At 72.1% G+C, this 17296-nt stretch carries 18 protein-coding genes; 2 read left to right on the top strand and 16 right to left on the bottom strand.

What is annotated here, in order from left to right; translation table 11 throughout:
- Positions 1 to 11: 11 nt before the first annotated feature.
- Entirely contained in the window at positions 12 to 617 is a 606-nt protein-coding gene (gene pyrR, locus OG295_RS28375) for a bifunctional pyr operon transcriptional regulator/uracil phosphoribosyltransferase PyrR (RefSeq protein WP_371679448.1), read from the bottom strand.
- 265 nt (positions 618 to 882) lie between these two features.
- Between pyrR and bldD the strand changes: the two genes are divergently transcribed.
- Positions 883 to 1383, top strand: a complete 501-nt coding sequence (gene bldD / locus OG295_RS28370; protein ID WP_007263032.1) for a transcriptional regulator BldD — start codon at positions 883 to 885, stop codon at positions 1381 to 1383.
- 191 nt (positions 1384 to 1574) lie between these two features.
- Here the strand turns inward: bldD and nusB are convergent, their stop codons facing one another.
- From nusB to OG295_RS28295, 15 genes are all read right to left on the bottom strand, one after another.
- A complete protein-coding gene (gene nusB, locus OG295_RS28365) occupies positions 1575 to 2009 on the bottom strand; it encodes a transcription antitermination factor NusB (protein ID WP_266837909.1) in 435 nt (144 codons plus the stop codon).
- 2 nt (positions 2010 to 2011) lie between these two features.
- Entirely contained in the window at positions 2012 to 2578 is a 567-nt protein-coding gene (gene efp / locus OG295_RS28360; protein ID WP_371679446.1) for an elongation factor P, read from the bottom strand.
- Between the two features lie 59 nt (positions 2579 to 2637).
- Positions 2638 to 3744 carry an aminopeptidase P family protein gene (locus OG295_RS28355; protein ID WP_371679444.1) on the bottom strand — a complete coding sequence of 369 codons (1107 nt, stop codon included), beginning with the start codon at positions 3742 to 3744 and terminating at the stop codon, positions 2638 to 2640.
- 57 nt (positions 3745 to 3801) lie between these two features.
- Positions 3802 to 4557 (bottom strand): AAA family ATPase, encoded by a 756-nt coding sequence (locus tag OG295_RS28350; protein ID WP_266837914.1) that lies wholly within the window; start codon positions 4555 to 4557, stop codon positions 3802 to 3804.
- Between the two features lie 46 nt (positions 4558 to 4603).
- Positions 4604 to 5044: a type II 3-dehydroquinate dehydratase gene (gene aroQ, locus OG295_RS28345; protein WP_266837915.1), complete on the bottom strand. Its 441-nt coding sequence runs from the start codon at positions 5042 to 5044 to the stop codon at positions 4604 to 4606.
- Positions 5041 to 6132: a 3-dehydroquinate synthase gene (aroB, locus tag OG295_RS28340; RefSeq protein ID WP_371679443.1), complete on the bottom strand. Its 1092-nt coding sequence runs from the start codon at positions 6130 to 6132 to the stop codon at positions 5041 to 5043. The genes aroQ and aroB overlap by 4 nt, the downstream gene beginning before the upstream one ends.
- Positions 6129 to 6611 (bottom strand): shikimate kinase, encoded by a 483-nt coding sequence (locus OG295_RS28335; RefSeq protein ID WP_371681338.1) that lies wholly within the window; start codon positions 6609 to 6611, stop codon positions 6129 to 6131. The genes aroB and OG295_RS28335 overlap by 4 nt, the downstream gene beginning before the upstream one ends.
- Before the next feature lie 35 nt (positions 6612 to 6646).
- The gene (gene aroC, locus OG295_RS28330; protein WP_266837919.1) at positions 6647 to 7831 is read right to left on the bottom strand and encodes a chorismate synthase; all 1185 of its coding nucleotides are present in this window, start codon (positions 7829 to 7831) and stop codon (positions 6647 to 6649) included.
- Between the two features lie 155 nt (positions 7832 to 7986).
- Positions 7987 to 8184: a hypothetical protein gene (locus tag OG295_RS28325; RefSeq protein ID WP_371679442.1), complete on the bottom strand. Its 198-nt coding sequence runs from the start codon at positions 8182 to 8184 to the stop codon at positions 7987 to 7989.
- Between the two features lie 36 nt (positions 8185 to 8220).
- Positions 8221 to 9045 (bottom strand): shikimate dehydrogenase, encoded by an 825-nt coding sequence (locus OG295_RS28320; RefSeq protein ID WP_371679441.1) that lies wholly within the window; start codon positions 9043 to 9045, stop codon positions 8221 to 8223.
- Positions 9046 to 9051: 6 nt separating this feature from the next.
- Positions 9052 to 10797: an endolytic transglycosylase MltG gene (gene mltG / locus OG295_RS28315; protein ID WP_371679440.1), complete on the bottom strand. Its 1746-nt coding sequence runs from the start codon at positions 10795 to 10797 to the stop codon at positions 9052 to 9054.
- Between the two features lie 126 nt (positions 10798 to 10923).
- On the bottom strand, positions 10924 to 11394 hold the full coding sequence (ruvX, locus tag OG295_RS28310) for a Holliday junction resolvase RuvX (RefSeq protein WP_030028999.1): 471 nt from the start codon (positions 11392 to 11394) through the stop codon (positions 10924 to 10926).
- Between the two features lie 2 nt (positions 11395 to 11396).
- A complete protein-coding gene (alaS, locus tag OG295_RS28305; RefSeq protein WP_371679439.1) occupies positions 11397 to 14066 on the bottom strand; it encodes an alanine--tRNA ligase in 2670 nt (889 codons plus the stop codon).
- Positions 14066 to 14428: a DUF6167 family protein gene (locus OG295_RS28300; protein ID WP_266837927.1), complete on the bottom strand. Its 363-nt coding sequence runs from the start codon at positions 14426 to 14428 to the stop codon at positions 14066 to 14068. The genes alaS and OG295_RS28300 overlap by 1 nt, the downstream gene beginning before the upstream one ends.
- 8 nt (positions 14429 to 14436) lie before the next feature.
- Complete coding sequence (locus OG295_RS28295; protein ID WP_371679438.1) at positions 14437 to 14889, bottom strand: DUF948 domain-containing protein; 453 nt, start codon at positions 14887 to 14889, stop codon at positions 14437 to 14439.
- 148 nt (positions 14890 to 15037) lie between these two features.
- Here OG295_RS28295 and OG295_RS28290 point away from each other — a divergent pair, with 148 nt between their 5' ends.
- The gene (locus OG295_RS28290) at positions 15038 to 17281 is read left to right on the top strand and encodes a regulator (protein WP_371679437.1); all 2244 of its coding nucleotides are present in this window, start codon (positions 15038 to 15040) and stop codon (positions 17279 to 17281) included.
- The last annotated feature ends 15 nt before the right edge of the window (positions 17282 to 17296 follow it).

The raw sequence follows: 17296 nt of genomic DNA, 5'->3' as shown, positions 1-17296 counted from the left end.
ACCCGGAGGGGCTACTGCCCGGAGGCCTGGTCGGTCCGCTGGCCGAGCAGCACGGCGTCGCGGCCGTCCTCCTCCTGGAGCTGGACCTTGACGGTCTCCCGCAGCGACGTGGGGAGGTTCTTGCCGACGTAGTCGGCGCGGATCGGGAGTTCCCGGTGGCCGCGGTCGACGAGGACCGCGAGCTGTACGGCGCGGGGCCGGCCGATGTCGCCGAGGGCGTCGAGGGCGGCGCGGATGGTGCGGCCGGAGAAGAGCACGTCGTCGACGAGGACCACGAGGCGGCCGTCGATGCCGTCGCCGGGGATCTCCGTGCGGCCGATCGCCCGTGCGGGCTTCAGGCGCAGGTCGTCGCGGTACATGGTGATGTCGAGGGAGCCGACCGGGATCTTCGTGCCGGTGATCTCTTCGAGCTTGGCCGCCAGCCGGTCGGCGAGGAACACGCCGCGGGTGGGAATGCCGAGGAGCACCACGTCGTCGGCGCCCTTGGCGCGTTCGACGATCTCGTGGGCGATGCGGGTCAGGACCCGGGCGATGTCCTGCGCCTCCAGCACGGGGCGCATTGCTTCGCCGGCGTTCCGACCGCCGTCTTCAGAAATCTGAGAAGTCTGGCTGTCCATGAAAAGGACCTCCTTCTCCGCCTCACGGGACGGACCTTAAAGGACGTCTGATGTACGCCGTCCACGGTACCAGGACCCCGCGCCCGGCTCCGCACCCGGGGCCCCGCGGAGCCCTCGTAAGTGGGCGTCGAAGACCATTCGGCTTGACGCATCCACGTAACGCTGCGTAACCTCACAGTGAGTTACCAGCCGCGCGACGGCCCCGCATGTCATCCATGCAGCCCGTCGTCCATGTCGTCACAGCGTCACAGCGTCCGGGAGCGTTATGTCCAGCGAATACGCCAAACAGCTCGGGGCCAAGCTCCGCGCCATCCGCACCCAGCAGGGCCTCTCCCTCCACGGTGTCGAGGAGAAGTCCCAGGGCCGGTGGAAGGCCGTGGTGGTCGGCTCCTACGAGCGCGGGGACCGCGCCGTGACCGTCCAGCGCCTCGCCGAGCTGGCGGACTTCTACGGGGTTCCGGTGCAGGAACTGCTGCCGGGCACGACCCCCGGCGGAGCGGCCGAGCCGCCGCCGAAGCTGCGCCTCGACCTGGAGCGCCTGGCGGGCGTCCCCGCCGAGAAGGCCGGCCCCCTCCAGCGCTACGCGGCGACCATCCAGAGCCAGCGCGGCGACTACAACGGCAAGGTGCTGTCGATCCGCCAGGACGACCTGCGCACCCTGGCCGTCATCTACGACCAGTCCCCCTCGGTCCTGACCGAGCAGCTGATCAGCTGGGGCGTCCTCGACGCCGACGCGCGGCGCGCGGTGGCCCACGAGGACATCTAGTCCTGAAGCCCGGCATTCGGGCCCGGGCCAGCAGAAACGTTTACCGGCGGGTGCCGGGACCTCTCCGGGTCCCGGCACCCGCCGGTTTTCGTTCCCGGGGCGGCCCCCGGTGAGGTCCCGGCCGCGCCGCGCATACGGAAGGGCCCGCAACGCGTACGTTGCGGGCCCTTCCGTATGGCGCGTGCCTGGTGTCAGCTCTCGCTGCGACGCAGGTTCGGCTTCAGGTCCTTGAACCGGCCGAGGAGGCCGTTCACGAACGCCGGCGAGTCGTCCGTCGAGAACTCCTTGGCCAGCTGGACGGCCTCGTCGATCGCCACGGCGTCCGGGGTCTCGTCGACCCAGATCAGCTCGTAGGCGCCCAGCCGCAGGATGTTCCGGTCGACGACCGGCATGCGGTCGAGCTCCCAGTCCACGGCGTAGGTGACGATCAGGTCGTCGATGCGGTTCACCTTGTCGGCGTAGCCCTCGACGAGGTCCATCGTGAAGGCGCTGACCGGCGGCTGCCGGTCGTCCGACCTCGCGTGGCGGATCCAGTCCGCGAGGACCTCGCGCACGGGCACCCCGCGCTGGTCGGCCTCGAACAGGATCTGGAAGGCGCGCTTGCGCGCGTTGCTCCGGGCGGCCACGGTTAGCTGTTCACCCGGCCGAGGTAGTCGCTGGTGCGGGTGTCGACCTTGACCTTCTCGCCCGTGGTCACGAAGAGCGGGACCTGGATCTCGTAGCCGGTCTCCAGGCGCGCCGGCTTGGTGCCACCGGTGGAGCGGTCGCCCTGGACGCCCGGGTCGGTGTGCTCGATGACCAGCTCGACGGCGGCCGGGAGCTCGACGTAGAGCACCTCGCCCTCGTGCTGGGCCACGGAGGCGGTGAAGCCCTCGATGAGGAAGTTGGCGGCGTCGCCGACGGCCTTGCGGTCGACCATGAGCTGGTCGTAGGTGCTCATGTCCATGAAGACGAAGTAGTCGCCGTCCATGTACGAGAACTGCATGTCGCGGCGGTCGATGGTGGCCGTCTCGACCTTGGTGCCGGCGTTGAACGTCTTGTCGACGACCTTGCCGGACATCACGCTCTTCAGCTTGGTACGCACGAAGGCCGGGCCCTTGCCGGGCTTGACGTGCTGGAACTCGACGACGGACCAGAGCTGGCCCCCGTCGAGCTTCAGCACCATGCCGTTCTTGAGGTCGTTCGTGGAAGCCACGGTTGCGGAATCTCCTGCACTGGAAGACCTTGGGTGCACGCACGGCCCGGCCACGTGGGCTAGAGCGCGAGCAGCTCCTTGGTCGTAATGGTGAGTAGCTCTGGACCGCCGTCCGCCTCGGGGCGTACGACGAGCGTGTCATCGATCCGGACACCTCCCCGGCCCGGGAGGTGAACCCCCGGTTCGACGGTGACCGGCACGCAAGCGTCCAGTTTACCCATTGCCGTAGGTGCAAGCTGCGGGTCCTCGTCGATTTCGAGGCCCACCCCGTGTCCCATCGATGCCGCGAGGGCTTCACCGTGCCCCGCGGAGTCCAGTACGGACCGTGCCGCGTGGTCCACGTCGCGGTACGCGGCGCCCGGGAGGAGCGACTCCCGGCCGGCCCGCTGGGCGGCGAAGACGAGGTCGTACAGCTCGATCTGCCAGTCGGCGGGAGTGGTGCCGATCACGAAGGTCCGGCCGATCTCGCAGCGGTAGCCCCGGTAGTTCGCGCCGAGGCAGACCGTGAGGAAGTCGCCCTCCTCCACCCGCCGGTCGGAGGGCCGGTGCCGCGAGCGGCCGGAGTGCGGGCCGGTGCCGACGGAGGTCGGGAAGGCCGGACCGTCGGCGCCGTGGTCCACGAGCCGGCGTTCCAGCTCCAGGGCGAGGTGGCGTTCGGTACGGCCGACGAGGATCGACTCCAGCAGCTCTCCGAGGGCCTGGTCGGCGATCTCGGCGGCGATCCGCAGGCAGGCGATCTCCTCCTCGTCCTTGACGAGCCGCTGCTGTTCGACGGCGGCTCCCAGGTCGCAGAGCCGCAGCCGGGGCGCGACGGAGCGCAGGGCCCGGTGGCGGCCGACGGTGAGGTGGTGTTCCTCGACGGCGAGGGACTCGGCCCGTGCGGCGGCGGCCAGGTCGGCGGCGGCCACGGCCGGGTCCGCGCCGGGATTGGGCAGGACGGAGAGCCGCAGCCCCTCGTCGAGCCGCCCCTCGTCCGCCTCACCGGTGGGTGCGGCGGCGCAGAACAGGACGTCTTCGGCGGGCCCGACCAGCAGGACGGCGCCCAGCGGGGACGCCCCGGAGAGGTAGCGGACGTTCGCCGGACGCGTGATCAGTGCGGCGGAGTTGCCCGCGGCGCCACAGCGGTCGCGGAGCAGGGCCCTGCGGGCCGCGTACACGTCTGACATGTATTCGAGCGTACGAGCGCCCCGCGCATCCGGCCCGGCGAGCGCGTCCGGACGGGGCTACCAGCCCTGGGGGCTCGCCGAGGCCCGCGCCAGGGCCTCGTCCAGGGCCCGGGCCGTGCCTTCCACGTCCAGGTGGGAGTTGTCGATGATCGGCAGCCCGGAGCCGTACCAGCCGGCCATCCGGCCGTGGATCCGGGCCACTTCCTCGTCGGACAGGCGCCGGTTCCCGGAGCGGGCGGCATTGCGGTCCAGGACGATCTCCAGGCCGGGCAGCAGCACGACCGGGAGCAGTCCGGGCCCCACGTGCCGCTTCCAGCCCCCCAGGCCCACCACGGGCCGGTCGGGGAAGACGGCGTCGTCGAGGATGCAGGAGATGCCGTTGGCCAGGAAGTTGCGGGCGGCGAAGCCGCAGGTGCGGCGGGCGAGGCGGTACTGGGCCTCGGAATGTTCGTTCCAGCCCGCCTGCGGGTCCGCGAAGCCCGAGCAGACCCACTCGCGGACGTCGTCCAGGCTGATGTGCGCGGTCGGCACGGGGCGGGTCGCCGCCCAGTGCCGGGCCACGGTGGTCTTGCCGGCCCCCGCCGGGCCGATGAGCAGCACGGCGAGGGTGGCGCCGCCGGTACCGGGCGCGGGGGGCACGGGCGGGGCCGCCACGGCGGGGGGCAGCGGAATGTGCCCGGTGGCCTCGGGCACCGGGGCCACCGGGCCCATGGGGGCCACCGGCCACCCCCGCGCGGGGGGTATCGGCGGCGGCGGGGGCGCCGCCGGGTGCTGACCCTGCGGCGGACCCCAGTCCCCCACTCCTTGCTGCATCCGCGCCACTCCGTCTCGTTCAGGCGACTGATGCGAGAACGTTATCTCAGGCCGTGACCTCTTCCGCCAGCGCGCGCAGCGCCAGCCGGTAGGAGCCCAGCCCGAAGCCGGCCACGGTACCCGTCGCGACGGCCGCGATGACGGAGGTGTGCCGGAACTCCTCGCGGGCGTACGGGTTGGAGATGTGCACCTCGATCAGCGGCGCGGTGCGCTGAGCCGCCGCGTCCCGCATGGCGTACGAGTAGTGCGTGAAGGCGCCCGGGTTGATCACGACCGGGACCTTGCCGTCGGCGGCCTCGTGCAGCCAGCGCACGAGCTCGCCCTCGTCGTTGGTCTCGCGGACCTCCACGTCGAAGCCGAGCTCCGCGCCCAGGGTGCGGCAGCTCTCGACGAGACCGGCGTACGAGGTCGCCCCGTAGACGTCGGGCTCGCGGGAGCCGAGGCGGCCCAGGTTCGGGCCGTTGAGCACGAGCACCTTGCGGCTCACGCCGACACCTCGCCGTACGCGGCGATCAGGTGGGCCGGGTCGGGGCCCTCCAGGACGGTGGGCTTGCCCAGGCCGTCCAGCACGATGAAGCGCAGCAGGTTGCCGCGGGACTTCTTGTCGACCTGCATGGTCTGGAGCAGCTTGGGCCACTGGTCCCCGCGGTAGGTCAGCGGCAGGCCGACCGCGGCGAGGATCTCCCGGTGCCGGTCGGCCGTCGCGTCGTCGAGGCGGCCCGCGAGACGGCCGAGCTCGGCGGCGAAGACCATGCCGACGGACACGGCGGCGCCGTGGCGCCACTTGTAGCGCTCGTTCTTCTCGATGGCGTGCGCGAGGGTGTGGCCGTAGTTGAGGATCTCGCGGAGTCCGGACTCCTTGAGGTCGCTGGAGACCACGTCGGCCTTGACCTGGATGGAGCGGCAGATCAGCTCGGCCGTGTGCGGGCCGTCCGGCGTGCGGGCGGCCGCCGGGTCCGCCTCGATCAGGTCGAGGATCACCGGGTCGGCGATGAACCCGGCCTTGATGATCTCGGCGAGGCCACTGACGTAGTCGTTGACCTGCAGCGAGTCCAGCGCGGCCAGGTCGCACAGGACGCCGGCCGGCGGGTGGAAGGAACCCACCAGGTTCTTGCCCTCGGCGGTGTTGATGCCGGTCTTGCCGCCGACCGCCGCGTCCACCATCGCGAGGACCGTGGTCGGTACGGCGATCCAGCGCACGCCGCGCAGCCAGGTGGCGGCCACGAAGCCGGCGAGGTCGGTGGTCGCGCCGCCGCCCACGCCGACGATCACGTCGGTGCGGGTGAAGCCGGACTGGCCGAGCGCCTTCCAGCAGTACGCCGCCACCTCGACGGTCTTGGCCTCCTCGGCGTTGGGCACCTGGATGGCGACGGCCTCGTAGCCCTGCGCCGCCAGGTCGTCCCGCAGCGCCTCACCGGTCGAGGCGAGCGCCTCGGGGTGGATCACCGCGACCCGCTGGGCCTTCGTGCCGATCAGGCCGCCCAGCTCGCCGAGCAGCTGCCGGCCGACCAGCACGTCGTACGCGTCGTGTCCGGCGCCGGCGCCGACGTTGATCCGCGTCACCTGGTCTGTCATACGTCCTTCAACTCCAGAGCGTCGAGGACCGCCTGGGCGACCTCTTCGGGGGTGCGGTCGTCGGTGGCCACCACGACGCGCGCGACTTCGGTGTACAGGTGGCGCCGGGCGTCCATCAGCTCGCGCCACTGGCGGCGCGGGTTGACGGCGAGCAGCGGGCGCGCGGCGCCGAGGCCGACGCGGCGCACGGCCTCCTCGACGTCCATCGACAGGTAGGCGACGGGCAGCCCCGCGAGCAGGGCGCGGGTGCCCTCGTCAAGGACGGCGCCGCCGCCGAGGGCGAGGACTCCGGTGTGCCCGGCGAGGGCGTCCGCGACGGCCCGCCGCTCCAGCTCGCGGAAGTACGGCTCGCCCTCGTCGACGAACAGGTCGGAGATCTCCCGGCCCGTGGCGGCGACGATGTCGGCGTCGGTGTCCCGGTAGGGGACGCCGAGCCGTTCGGCCAGCAGACCCCCCACCGTCGACTTGCCGGAGCCCATGGGCCCGACGAGGACGACCAGTGGTCCGGTGGCCGTCACCGGATCTGCAGGTTGTCGAGGTAGGACCGGACGTTGCGGCGGGTCTCGGGGACGGAGTCGCCGCCGAACTTCTCGACGAGGGCGTCGGCCAGGACCAGCGCCACCATCGCCTCGGCGACGATGCCCGCGGCGGGCACCGCGCACACGTCGGAGCGCTGGTGGTGCGCCACGGTCGCCTCGCCGGTGGCGACGTCGACCGTGGCCAGGGCGCGCGGGACGGTCGCGATGGGCTTCATGGCGGCCCGGACGCGCAGCAGCTCGCCGGTGGTCAGACCGCCCTCGGTGCCACCGGAGCGGCCGGAGGTCCGCTTGAGGCCCTCGGGGGTGGAGACGATCTCGTCGTGGGCCTGGGAGCCGGGCACCCGGGCCAGTTCGAAGCCGTCGCCGACCTCCACGCCCTTGATGGCCTGGATGCCCATGAGCGCGGCCGCGAGGCGGGCGTCGAGCCGGCGGTCCCAGTGGACGTGGGAGCCGAGGCCGACGGGGACCCCGTACGCGAGGACCTCGACGACGCCGCCGAGGGTGTCGCCGTCCTTGTGGGCCTGGTCGATCTCCGCGACCATCGCCTTCGACGCGTCGGCGTCGAGGCAGCGCACCGGGTCGGCGTCGAGCTTCTCGACGTCGGCGGGGGTCGGGTAGACGCCGCGGGGAGCCTTGGCCGCGGCCAGCTCCACCACGTGGGAGACGATCTCGATACCCGCGGCCTCCTTGATGAAGGACCGGGCGACCGCGCCGAGGGCGACGCGGGCGGCCGTCTCACGGGCGCTGGCGCGCTCCAGGATCGGACGGGCCTCGGAGAAGCCGTACTTCTGCATGCCCGCCAGGTCGGCGTGGCCGGGGCGGGGACGGGTCAGCGCCGCGTTGCGGCCGGTCTCCTTGAGCAGGGAGGGGTCGACCGGGTCGGCCGACATGACGGTCTCCCACTTGGGCCATTCGGTGTTGCCGATCATGACCGCGACCGGCGAGCCCTGCGACAGTCCGTGGCGGACGCCGCCGAGGAAGGTGATCTCGTCCTGCTCGAACTTCATCCGGGCACCGCGGCCATAGCCGAGTCGGCGCCGGGCCAGGTGGTCCGCCACCAACTCGGTGGTGACCGGGACGCCGGCGGGAAGACCCTCCAGCGTCGCGACCAGTGCCGGTCCGTGCGACTCTCCCGCGGTCAGCCAACGCAACCTGCTCAACGATGCTCCTCATGCTCGCGCCTGGCACTGCGACGGCGCGGTCGGGTGCGCGGCCCTGACCCGCCGTACCCCCGATCCTCCCACGTCCGGGCGGGTGCGCCGGTCCCGGTCCAACTGTCGGACGACGGGTACCCGGAGCACTCTGGCCCGCGGAGCTATCGGATCCCTACGCTCCGGCGCCGGCGCAGCCACTTTCCGGCTTCCCAGAGCGATCCGACGGCCACCAGTGCGCAGATGGTCCACTTCGCCCAGTCGGGCAGCGCATCGCCGAGCAGGGTGGCGACGAAACGGAACACCCCGCCCGCGATCTCCTCTTTCCCGGCCAGCAGCCAGCCCGGTTCCACTGTCTCCACAAAGCCCCCCTCGATGCGAACGCGCAGGTGGGAAGCCTATCGGGCGCGGAGCGCCGCCTCGCCGGCCGCGCGCATGGCGGCCAGCGGCGCCCGGGGACGGCCGGTCATCTGCTCCACCTGCAGGACCGCCTGGTGGACCAGGAGGTCCAGGCCGCCGAGCAGGGTGCCGCCGCGGCCGGTCCAGGCGGCGGCCAGCGCCGTCGGCCAGGGGTCGTAGAGCACGTCGAAGAGGGTCCCCGGGGTGTCCGGCACGGCGTCCGCGAGGGCGTCGGTGGCTCCGGCCGGGGTGGTGGCGATGACCAGTGGGGCCGTCAGGGCCTCGGCGGCCCGCGACCAGTCGGCCGTGCGGACGGCGACGCCGAGCCGCTCGCCCCACTCGCGCATCTCGGCGGCGCGGGCGGAGGAGCGGACGTACGCGGTGACCTCGCCGGTGCAGACCCGCGAGAGGGCCGCCAGCGCCGAGGAGGCGGTGGCCCCCGCCCCGAGGATCGCGGCGGCGGGCACCTTCTCGACGCCGCGCTCGTGCAGGGCGGCGACGATCCCGGGGATGTCGGTGTTGTCGCCGAGCCTGCGGCCGTCCTCGGTGAGGACCACCGTGTTGACCGCCTCCACGGAGGCGGCGGTGTCGCTGATGCCGTCGAGCAGCGGGATGACGGCCCGCTTGAGCGGCATCGTCAGCGACAGCCCCGCCCACTCGGGGCCGAGGCCGGCCACGAACCCGGGGAGCGCGGCCTCGTCGATCTCGAACCGGTCGTAGGACCAGTCGTCGAGGCCGAGCTCCCGGTAGGCGGCGCGGTGCAGCACCGGTGAGAGGGAGTGCTCGATGGGCGAACCCAGCACCGCGGCCCGTATCCGTGACATGTCCTGCTACCCGCCGTTCTTCTGCTTCTGCCGTTCCTGGAACTCGTTGACGAGCTTGAGGTGCTCGTCGTAGGTCTTGGTGAAGGTCGTCGTGTGACCGTCGACCGACACGAAGAACATCCAGCCGCCGTGGTCCGGACCGAGCGTAGCGGTCAGTGCCTCCAGGCCCGGGTTCCCGATGGGGCCGGGGGGCAGTCCCTTGACGAAGTGCGTGTTGTACGGGTTGTCGAAGGCCTGGGCTTCCTTCAGGTTGAAGTTGATCTCGCTCTGGTTCTTGACGTAGTTGTACGTCGAGTCGAACTGGAGCTTCTGGTTCGTGACGTCGTTGGTCTTCTTGAGGCGGTTGTAGACCACCTCGGCCATCTTCTTGAAGTCGTCGTGGTTCTTGCCCTCGGCGTTGACGAGGCTGGCGACCGTGACCACCTGGAGGGGGTTCTCCAGGCCCAGTTCCTTGGCCTTGCCCTCGATGCCCAGCTCGGTGTACTTGGCCGTCGCGTTCTTGACCATTTCCTTGAGCAGGGACTCGGGGGTGCTCCCCTTGCCGAGGTCGTAGCGCGTCGGGTAGAGGAAGCCCTCCAGCGGGTCGATCAGCTTCGGGTCCGTGCCGGCCCAGGCCGGCAGGCCGAGGTCCTTGGCCTGGCGCTGGGCGATGTCCTTGGTGGTGCCGGCCGGCTTGCCCAGCTTCTTGTCGATCGCGTCGTACACCTTGGAGTTGCGCATGCCCTCGGTGACGGTGATGACGTTGAGCTTGGTGGGGTCGATCATGACGGCGACCGCCGCCGAACCCGACATCTTCTTCTTCAAGGTGTAGATGCCGGGCTGGATGGACATGCCCTTGGGGTTGGCCTTGGCCGCGTCCACGAAGGCCTGGGCGCTCGCGACGACCCCGGCCTCCTTGAGGATGCGTCCCATCTGGCCGATGCCCGCGTTCTTGGGGATCTCGACGTCGACGGAGGACTCGTCCGCGCCGGAGCCCGCGAAGTCCTCGGCCGGGCCGTAGCGCTCCTTGATGTACGAGTAGCCGTAGTAGCCGCCACCGCCGATCACGGCGAGGGCGACGACCGCGGCGATCAGGCAGCTCGGGCCACGGCGTTTGGGTTTGCCCGCCTTGCCGCGGCCGGCCCGGCGTCCGCCGCGGCCGGGCGGCTCGTCGGCGTCGAGGAGGGACTCCTCCGCCTCCTCCGTCTCCGGCTCGTCGACCGGGTCCGGGTCGGGGCGCCGCCGGCCGGGGGGCTGGGGCGGCGGGAAGGCGTCGGGGGTGGTGTACAGGTCCGGAGCCTCGCCGGGGAAGCCCGGGGCGACCTGCTGGGCGTACGGCTCCGCGCCCGCGTACGGGTCCACCGGTGCGGCCCCGGTCTGGTACTGGAGCTGCTCCTGGAGCTGCTGCTCCGGGAGCTGCCGGCCCTGCCCGGTGTCCCAGCCCTGGCCGTCGTAGACCGGCTGGGGCTGGGACTGCGGGTGGAGCTGCTGCTGGTGCTGCGGGTGCAGTTGCTGCTGCTGGAGCTGCGGGTCCTGCGGCACGTACTGCTGCTGCGGGTACTGCTGCTCCTGGTACTGCTGCTCCGCGTACTGCTGGGGGTACTGCTGGTACTGCGGGTCCTGGTACTGCGGCTCCTGCGGATACTGCTGCTGGCCGCCTGCGTAGGGCACCTGACCCTGCTGGGTCGCCTGTCCGGTCCAACCCTGGTCCCCGTAGAGCGGGTCCTCCGGGTGCCAGGGTTCGGGGGCGCGGCCCCGGCCATACTCAGTCATCGGTCCCCTAGAGCCGCGAGACGGAGGCAGCGGCTTCTTTGCCGCGGCACCCGGTTCCGCCTCTGAAGTGGTGGGCGACGGCTGTTCGAATGCCGCCACATCGCGCGGAACGTTACCGTATCGCGATCAGACAACCACTTCGACGCACTCACCGGGCGGATTACCTGATACCCGTTCGGTCTCAAGAGCGTTCTGCAGGATGACCACAGCGGCCGCCTGGTCGATGACCGAACGGCCTTTCTTCGCGTTCCTCCCGGAGGCCCGCAGGCCCTGGGCGGCGGTGACCGTGGTCATCCGCTCGTCCACCAGACGGACCGTCACCGGCTTGATGCCCTTCGCAAGTTCGTTCGCGAAGGCACGCACCTTGGCCGCGGCGGGCCCCTCCCGCCCGCTGAGCGAGCGGGGGAGGCCGACCACGACTTCGAGGGGCTCGTACTCCTCGACGAGCTGCCGCAGCCGCCTGTGGGCGAACGGGATGTCCCGGCCCGGGACGGTTTCCACCGGCGTGGCGAGCACCCCGTCGGGGTCGCACGAGGCGACCCCGATCCGGGCGTCTCCGACGTCGATGGCCAGCCTGCGGCCGCGGCGCAGCGTCATCGTCAGACCGTCTCGACGACGAGGCGCTCGACGGCGCTGATGGCCTCGGGGATGGCGGCCGGGTTCTGGCCGCCGCCCTGGGCCACGTCCGGCTTGCCGCCACCGCCGCCACCGAGGGTCTTGGCGGCGGTACGGACCAGGTCACCGGCCTTGAGCCCGCGCTCGCGGGCCGCCTCGTTGGTGGCGATGACGGTCAGCGGACGGTCGTTCGCCGTGGTGAAGAGGGCCACGACGGCCGGGCGGTCGCCCTGGATGCGGCCACGGACGTCGAGGACCAGCTTGCGCAGGTCGTCGGCGCCGGTGCCGTCCGGGACGGTGCCGACGACGAGGGCGACGCCGCGGATGTCCTGGGCGCCCGCGGCCAGACCGGCGGCGGCCTGGAGGACCTTCTCCGCGCGGAACTTCTCGATCTCCTTCTCGGCGTCCTTCAGCTTGCCGAGCATGGAGGCGATCTTCTCGGGCAGCTCCTCCGGGCGGCCCTTGACCAGCTCCTGGAGCTGGGCGACGACCGTGTGCTCCTTGGCGAGGAAGTTGTACGCGTCCACGCCGACGAGGGCCTCGACGCGGCGCACGCCGGAGCCGATGGAGGACTCGCCGAGCAGCTTCACCAGGCCCAGCTGGGCGGTGTTGCCGACGTGCGTGCCGCCGCACAGCTCCTTGGAGAAGTCGCCGATGGTCACGACGCGCACGCGCTCGCCGTACTTCTCGCCGAACTCGGCGATGGCGCCCTGCTTCTTCGCCTCGTCGATGCTCATGATCTCGGCGGTGACGTCGAGCTCGCGGGAGAGCACGTCGTTGATCTTCTGCTCGACGTCGGTGAGGACCGTGCCGGGAACGGCGTTCGGGGAGCCGAAGTCGAAGCGGAAGCGGCCGGGGCTGTTCTCGGAACCGGCCTGGGCGGCCGTGGGGCCGAGGGCGTCGCGCAGCGCCTGGTGGGTCAGGTGCGTGGCCGAGTGGGCGCGGGCGATGGCCCGGCGGCGGTTGATGTCGATGGCGGCGTACGCGGAGGCGCCCACCGTCACCTCGCCGACCTGGACGGATCCCTTGTGCACGGAGACGCCCGGGACCGGCTGCTGGACGTCGCGGACGACGATGACGGCGCCGGAGTCGAGCTTGATGCGGCCCTGGTCGGCGAGCTGGCCGCCGCCCTCGGCGTAGAAGGGGGTGCGGTCGAGGACGACCTCGACCTCGTCGCCCTCGGAGGCGGCGGGCGCGGAGACGCCGTTGACCAGCAGGCCGACGACGGTGGACTCGCCCTGGGTGGTGGCGTAGCCGGTGAACTCGGTGGCGCCGGAGCCGTCGGCGATCTCCCGGTAGGCGGACATGTCCGCGTGGCCGGTCTTCTTGGCCTTGGCGTCGGCCTTGGCCCGGTCGCGCTGCTCCTGCATCAGGCGGCGGAAGCCGGGCTCGTCCACGGAGAGGCCCTGCTCGGCGGCCATCTCCAGGGTGAGGTCGATCGGGAAGCCCCAGGTGTCGTGGAGCAGGAACGCCTTGTCGCCGGAGAGGACCGTGCCGCCGGAGGCCTTGGTCTCGCTCACGGCGGTGTCGAGGATGTTCGTGCCGCCCTTGACGGCCTTGAGGAAGGCGGCCTCTTCGGCGAGCGCGACGGTCTCGATGCGCCTGCGGTCGGTGACCAGCTCCGGGTACTGCTGCCCCATCGTGTCGATCACCACGTCGACGAGGTCCTGGACGACCGGGCCGGTGGCGCCCATGAGGCGCATGTTGCGGATGGCGCGGCGCATGATGCGGCGCAGCACGTAGCCGCGGCCCTCGTTGCCGGGGGTGACGCCGTCGCCGATGAGCATGACGGAGGTGCGGATGTGGTCGGCGACCACGCGCATCGAGACGTCGGTGCCCTGGGCGGCGCCGTACTGCACGCCGGTCAGCTCGGTGGCCTTGTCCATGACCACGCGCAGGGTGTCGGTCTCGTACATGTTCTGCACGCCCTGCAGGATCATCGCGAGGCGTTCGAGGCCGAGACCGGTGTCGATGTTCTTCGAGGGCAGGTCGCCGAGGATCGGGAAGTCTTCCTTCCCGTCGCCCGCACCGCGCTCGTACTGCATGAAGACCAGGTTCCAGATCTCCACGTAGCGCTCGTCGTTGACGGCCGGGCCGCCCTCGACGCCGAACTCGGGGCCGCGGTCGTAGTTGATCTCGGAGCACGGGCCGCAGGGGCCGGGGACGCCCATGGACCAGAAGTTGTCCTTCTTGCCCAGGCGCTGGATGCGCTCGGCGGGGACGCCGATGACGTCGCGCCAGATCGTCTCGGCCTCGTCGTCGTCGAGGTAGACGGTGATCCAGAGCTTCTCCGGCTCCAGGCCGTAGCCGCCGTCCGCCACGGAGCCGGTGAGCAGCTCCCAGGCGTACTTGATGGCGCCTTCCTTGAAGTAGTCCCCGAAGGAGAAGTTGCCGCACATCTGGAAGAACGTGCCGTGGCGGGTGGTCTTGCCCACCTCTTCGATGTCCGGGGTGCGGACGCACTTCTGCACGCTGGTGGCGCGGGGGGCCGGGGGCTTGGTCTCGCCGAGGAAGTACGGCTTGAAGGGGACCATGCCGGCGTTGACCAGCAGCAGAGTCGGGTCGTCCGCGATGAGCGACGCCGAAGGGACAACGGTGTGACCGCGCTCCTCGAAGAAGCTCAGCCAGCGGCGGCGGATTTCAGCCGACTCCATCAGTGGTCCTCATTCCGGTTGTACGTAACCGCCGAGTGGTTCGGACGGTGGGTGGTCTGGTCGTGCGGGTCGTGCGCGATGGCCCGCAGCCGCCGCGGCCCGGGGAGGGCGGTGACGTTGTCGGGGCGATCGGGGTCCTGGGTCAGGCCCAGTACGTCGTTCAGCTCGCCCTCGCGCTGCGTCATTCCCGCCTTGACGTCGAGGGCGAAGTCCTTGAGGCGGTGACCCGCCTCCACGGCCTTGTCGGCGGCCTGGGCCGCGAGGCTCTCCGGCGTCAGCTTCTTCAGCTGCCGGTTGACCTTGGTGGTGGCCCACACGCCGGCGGCGGCGCCTGCGGTGAACCAGAAGGCTCGGCGGAACATCGGTGGTCTCAGCCCTTCTGCTTCCGGCGCCGGGCCGACGGCACCGTGCGGCCGACGATCACGGTACGGCTGCCGCCGTCACTCCGGGTGCGCCGGGATGTCTTCTGCGGCACGTCCTCCGTCCTGCCCAGGGCCTTGCGGACGCCGTAGCCGAAGGCCGCGACCTTGACCAGCGGCCCTCCGAAGGTGGAGGCCACGGTGGAGGACAGGGCGGAGGCGTTGGAGGTGACCTCCTGCACGTCGCTCGCGATGGCGTCGACGCGGTCGAGCTGCGTGCGCGCGGAGCGGACGGTGGTCGAGGCGTCCGCCAGCAGCGGAACGGCCTGCTCGGTCACGTCGGCGACCAGCTTGGTCGTCGCCTTGAGCACCTGGGCGAGCCTCACCAGCACCACGGCGAGGAAGGAGACCAGGATGGCCCAGAAGACGGCCACGAGGATCCCGGCCACCTCTCCACCGGACACGTTGCACCGCTCCCTGAATCTGCGAAACCTACGGAGAAAAGTCGTCCTCCGACCCTATCGCGCCGGAGATCGGCCGCAGTACCGCAATTCCCGGCCCACCGCCCCCGCCTTGTACGCAGCGCAGCCGGAGCAGTACCCTCCGTGTCCCATGCGACACAGACCCCCGGGGCAGGGGACGCCCGGCAATCTTCCCGCGGAGCTGAGCACCTTCGTCGGGCGGGGTGAGGAGCTCGCCGGGGTGGGGCGCCTGCTGGAGTCCTGCCGGCTGGTGACGGTGACCGGGGTCGGCGGGGTGGGGAAGTCCCGGCTGGCCCTCGCCGCGGCCCGGACCGCCGCCGAGGGAGCGCGGGAACGCCACGTCGACGGGGTGTGGCTGGCCGAGCTGTCCTCGGTGCGCGACCCCGCGTTGCTGGAGTTCACGCTGGCCGAGGCGCTCGGGCTGACCGACCACACCACCAGGCCGCCCCGGTCCGTACTGGCGGGGCACCTGGCCGGCCGCAGGCTGCTGCTGGTCCTGGACGGCTTCGAGCAGCTGGTGGAGGAGACGGCCGGGCTGGTACGGGAGCTGCTGCGCGGCTCCCCCGGCCTGCGGGTGCTCGCGGCGGGCCGGCGCCCGCTCGGCGTGGACGGCGAGGCGGCCTTCCCGCTGGCCCCTCTGGAGCCCTCGCAGGCGCTGGCCCTGCTGACCGCGCGGGCGACGGCCGCGGACCCGGGGTTCACGGTGACGGCGGCGGACCGGCCGGCGCTGACGGAGCTGTGCGCCCGGCTCGACGGGATCCCGCTGGCCCTGGAGCTGGCGGCCGGCCGGCTGCGGGCGCTCTCCCCGGAGCAGGTGCTGGCCCGGCTGGAGGACCGCTTCGCGCTGCTGACCGGCGGGACGCGCGGGGCACTGCCCCGGCACCGGGCGCTGCGGACGGCGATCGGCTGGAGCCACGAGCTGTGCACCCCGGCGGAGCGGCTGCTGTGGGCCCGGCTGTCGGTGTTCGCCGGGCGGTTCGACCTGGACGCCGTCGAGTACGTGTGCGGGGGCCCCGACCTGCCGGTGGACGACGTGCTCGACCTGATCGGGGAGCTGCTGGCCCAGTCCCTGCTCGCCCGGGAGGAGACGCCGGCCGGGGTGCGCTACCGGATGCTGGAGACCGTACGTCTCTACGGGGCGGGCTGGCTGGAGTCGCTCGGGGACGCCGGGCGGCTGCGCCGGCGGCACCGGGACTGGTACCTGGGGCTGGCCACCTGGTGCGAGCTGGACTGGTTCAGCCCGCGCCAGCAGGAGGTGGCCGCGCTGGTGGAGGCCGAGCTGGCGAACCTGCGGCTCGCACTGGAGTGCTGCCTGGACGAGCCGGAGGAGCGGCACCTGGGCCGGTACCTGGCGGGCACCCTGTGGTTCTACTGGGCGGGCTGCGGGCGGCTCACCGAGGGCCGGCACTGGCTGGACCGCTCCCTGGAGGCCGGCCCGGCGGACGAGGAGTACGAGGGCTCGCGGCTCAAGGCGCTGTGGGTCCTGGGCTACGTCGCCGCGCTCCAGGGGGACGCGGTGCCCTCCATGGGCGCGCTGCACGCGTGCCGGGAGGGCGCCGAGCGGTCCGGCAACCGGGTGGCGGCGGCCTACGCGGTGCACCGGATGGGCTGCCTGGCCCTGGTCTCGGACGACATGGCCCGCGCCGGGGAACTGCTGGGCGAGGCCCTGGAGCGGTACCGGGAGACGGGCGAGCTGAACAGCAACGTGCTGATGTGCCAGGTGGAGCTGGCGATGGCGCTGGCCTTCCAGGGGGACATGGCGGGGGCGGTCGCCCTGTGCGAGGAGGTCCGGGACATCTGCGGGGAGCGCGGGGAGCGCTGGACGAAGGCGTACGCCCTCTACGTGCTCGCGTACGCGGCCCTGGACGCGGGGGACACGGCCGGGGCGCGGCGGCTGCTGACCGAGTGCGTGGGCGTCAACCACACCTTCCGCGACCTGGTCGGCCTGGTGCTGGCGGTGGAGCTGCTGGCCCTGGTCACGGCGGTCGAGGGCCACGCTGCCGAGGCGGCGTTGCTCCAGGGCGCGGCGGAGCCGATGTGGGACGGGGTCGGCCTGCGGCTGTTCGGCTCGGGGTACTTCAACGCCCCGCGGCTGATGTGCCGGGAGCGCGCGGGCGAGCTGCTGGGCGCGGAGCGGTACGCGGCGTGCGCGCGGCACGGCCGGAGCCTGTCCCTGGACGAGCTCGTCGAGCGGGCGCTGCGGGCACCGGAGCCGCTGCCGGCCGCGCCGCTGCCGCCGGGGCTCCGCGGCGGGGAGGCCCTGGGTGCGGCCGGCCCGGTCGGCACGGCGGAGCACCGCGCACCGGGCCGTCCCGGCGGCCTCCCGGAAAACAGGAAGCCCGCCGGCTCCCCCAAGGGGGAACCGACGGGCTGACCAGCCTGTGAGGCT

This window comes from Streptomyces sp. NBC_01276 (assembly GCF_041435355.1).
Classification (GTDB): Bacteria; Actinomycetota; Actinomycetes; order Streptomycetales; family Streptomycetaceae; genus Streptomyces.
The sequence above is the reverse complement of the archived record's forward strand: the minus strand, read 5'-3'. Positions and strand labels throughout refer to the sequence as shown.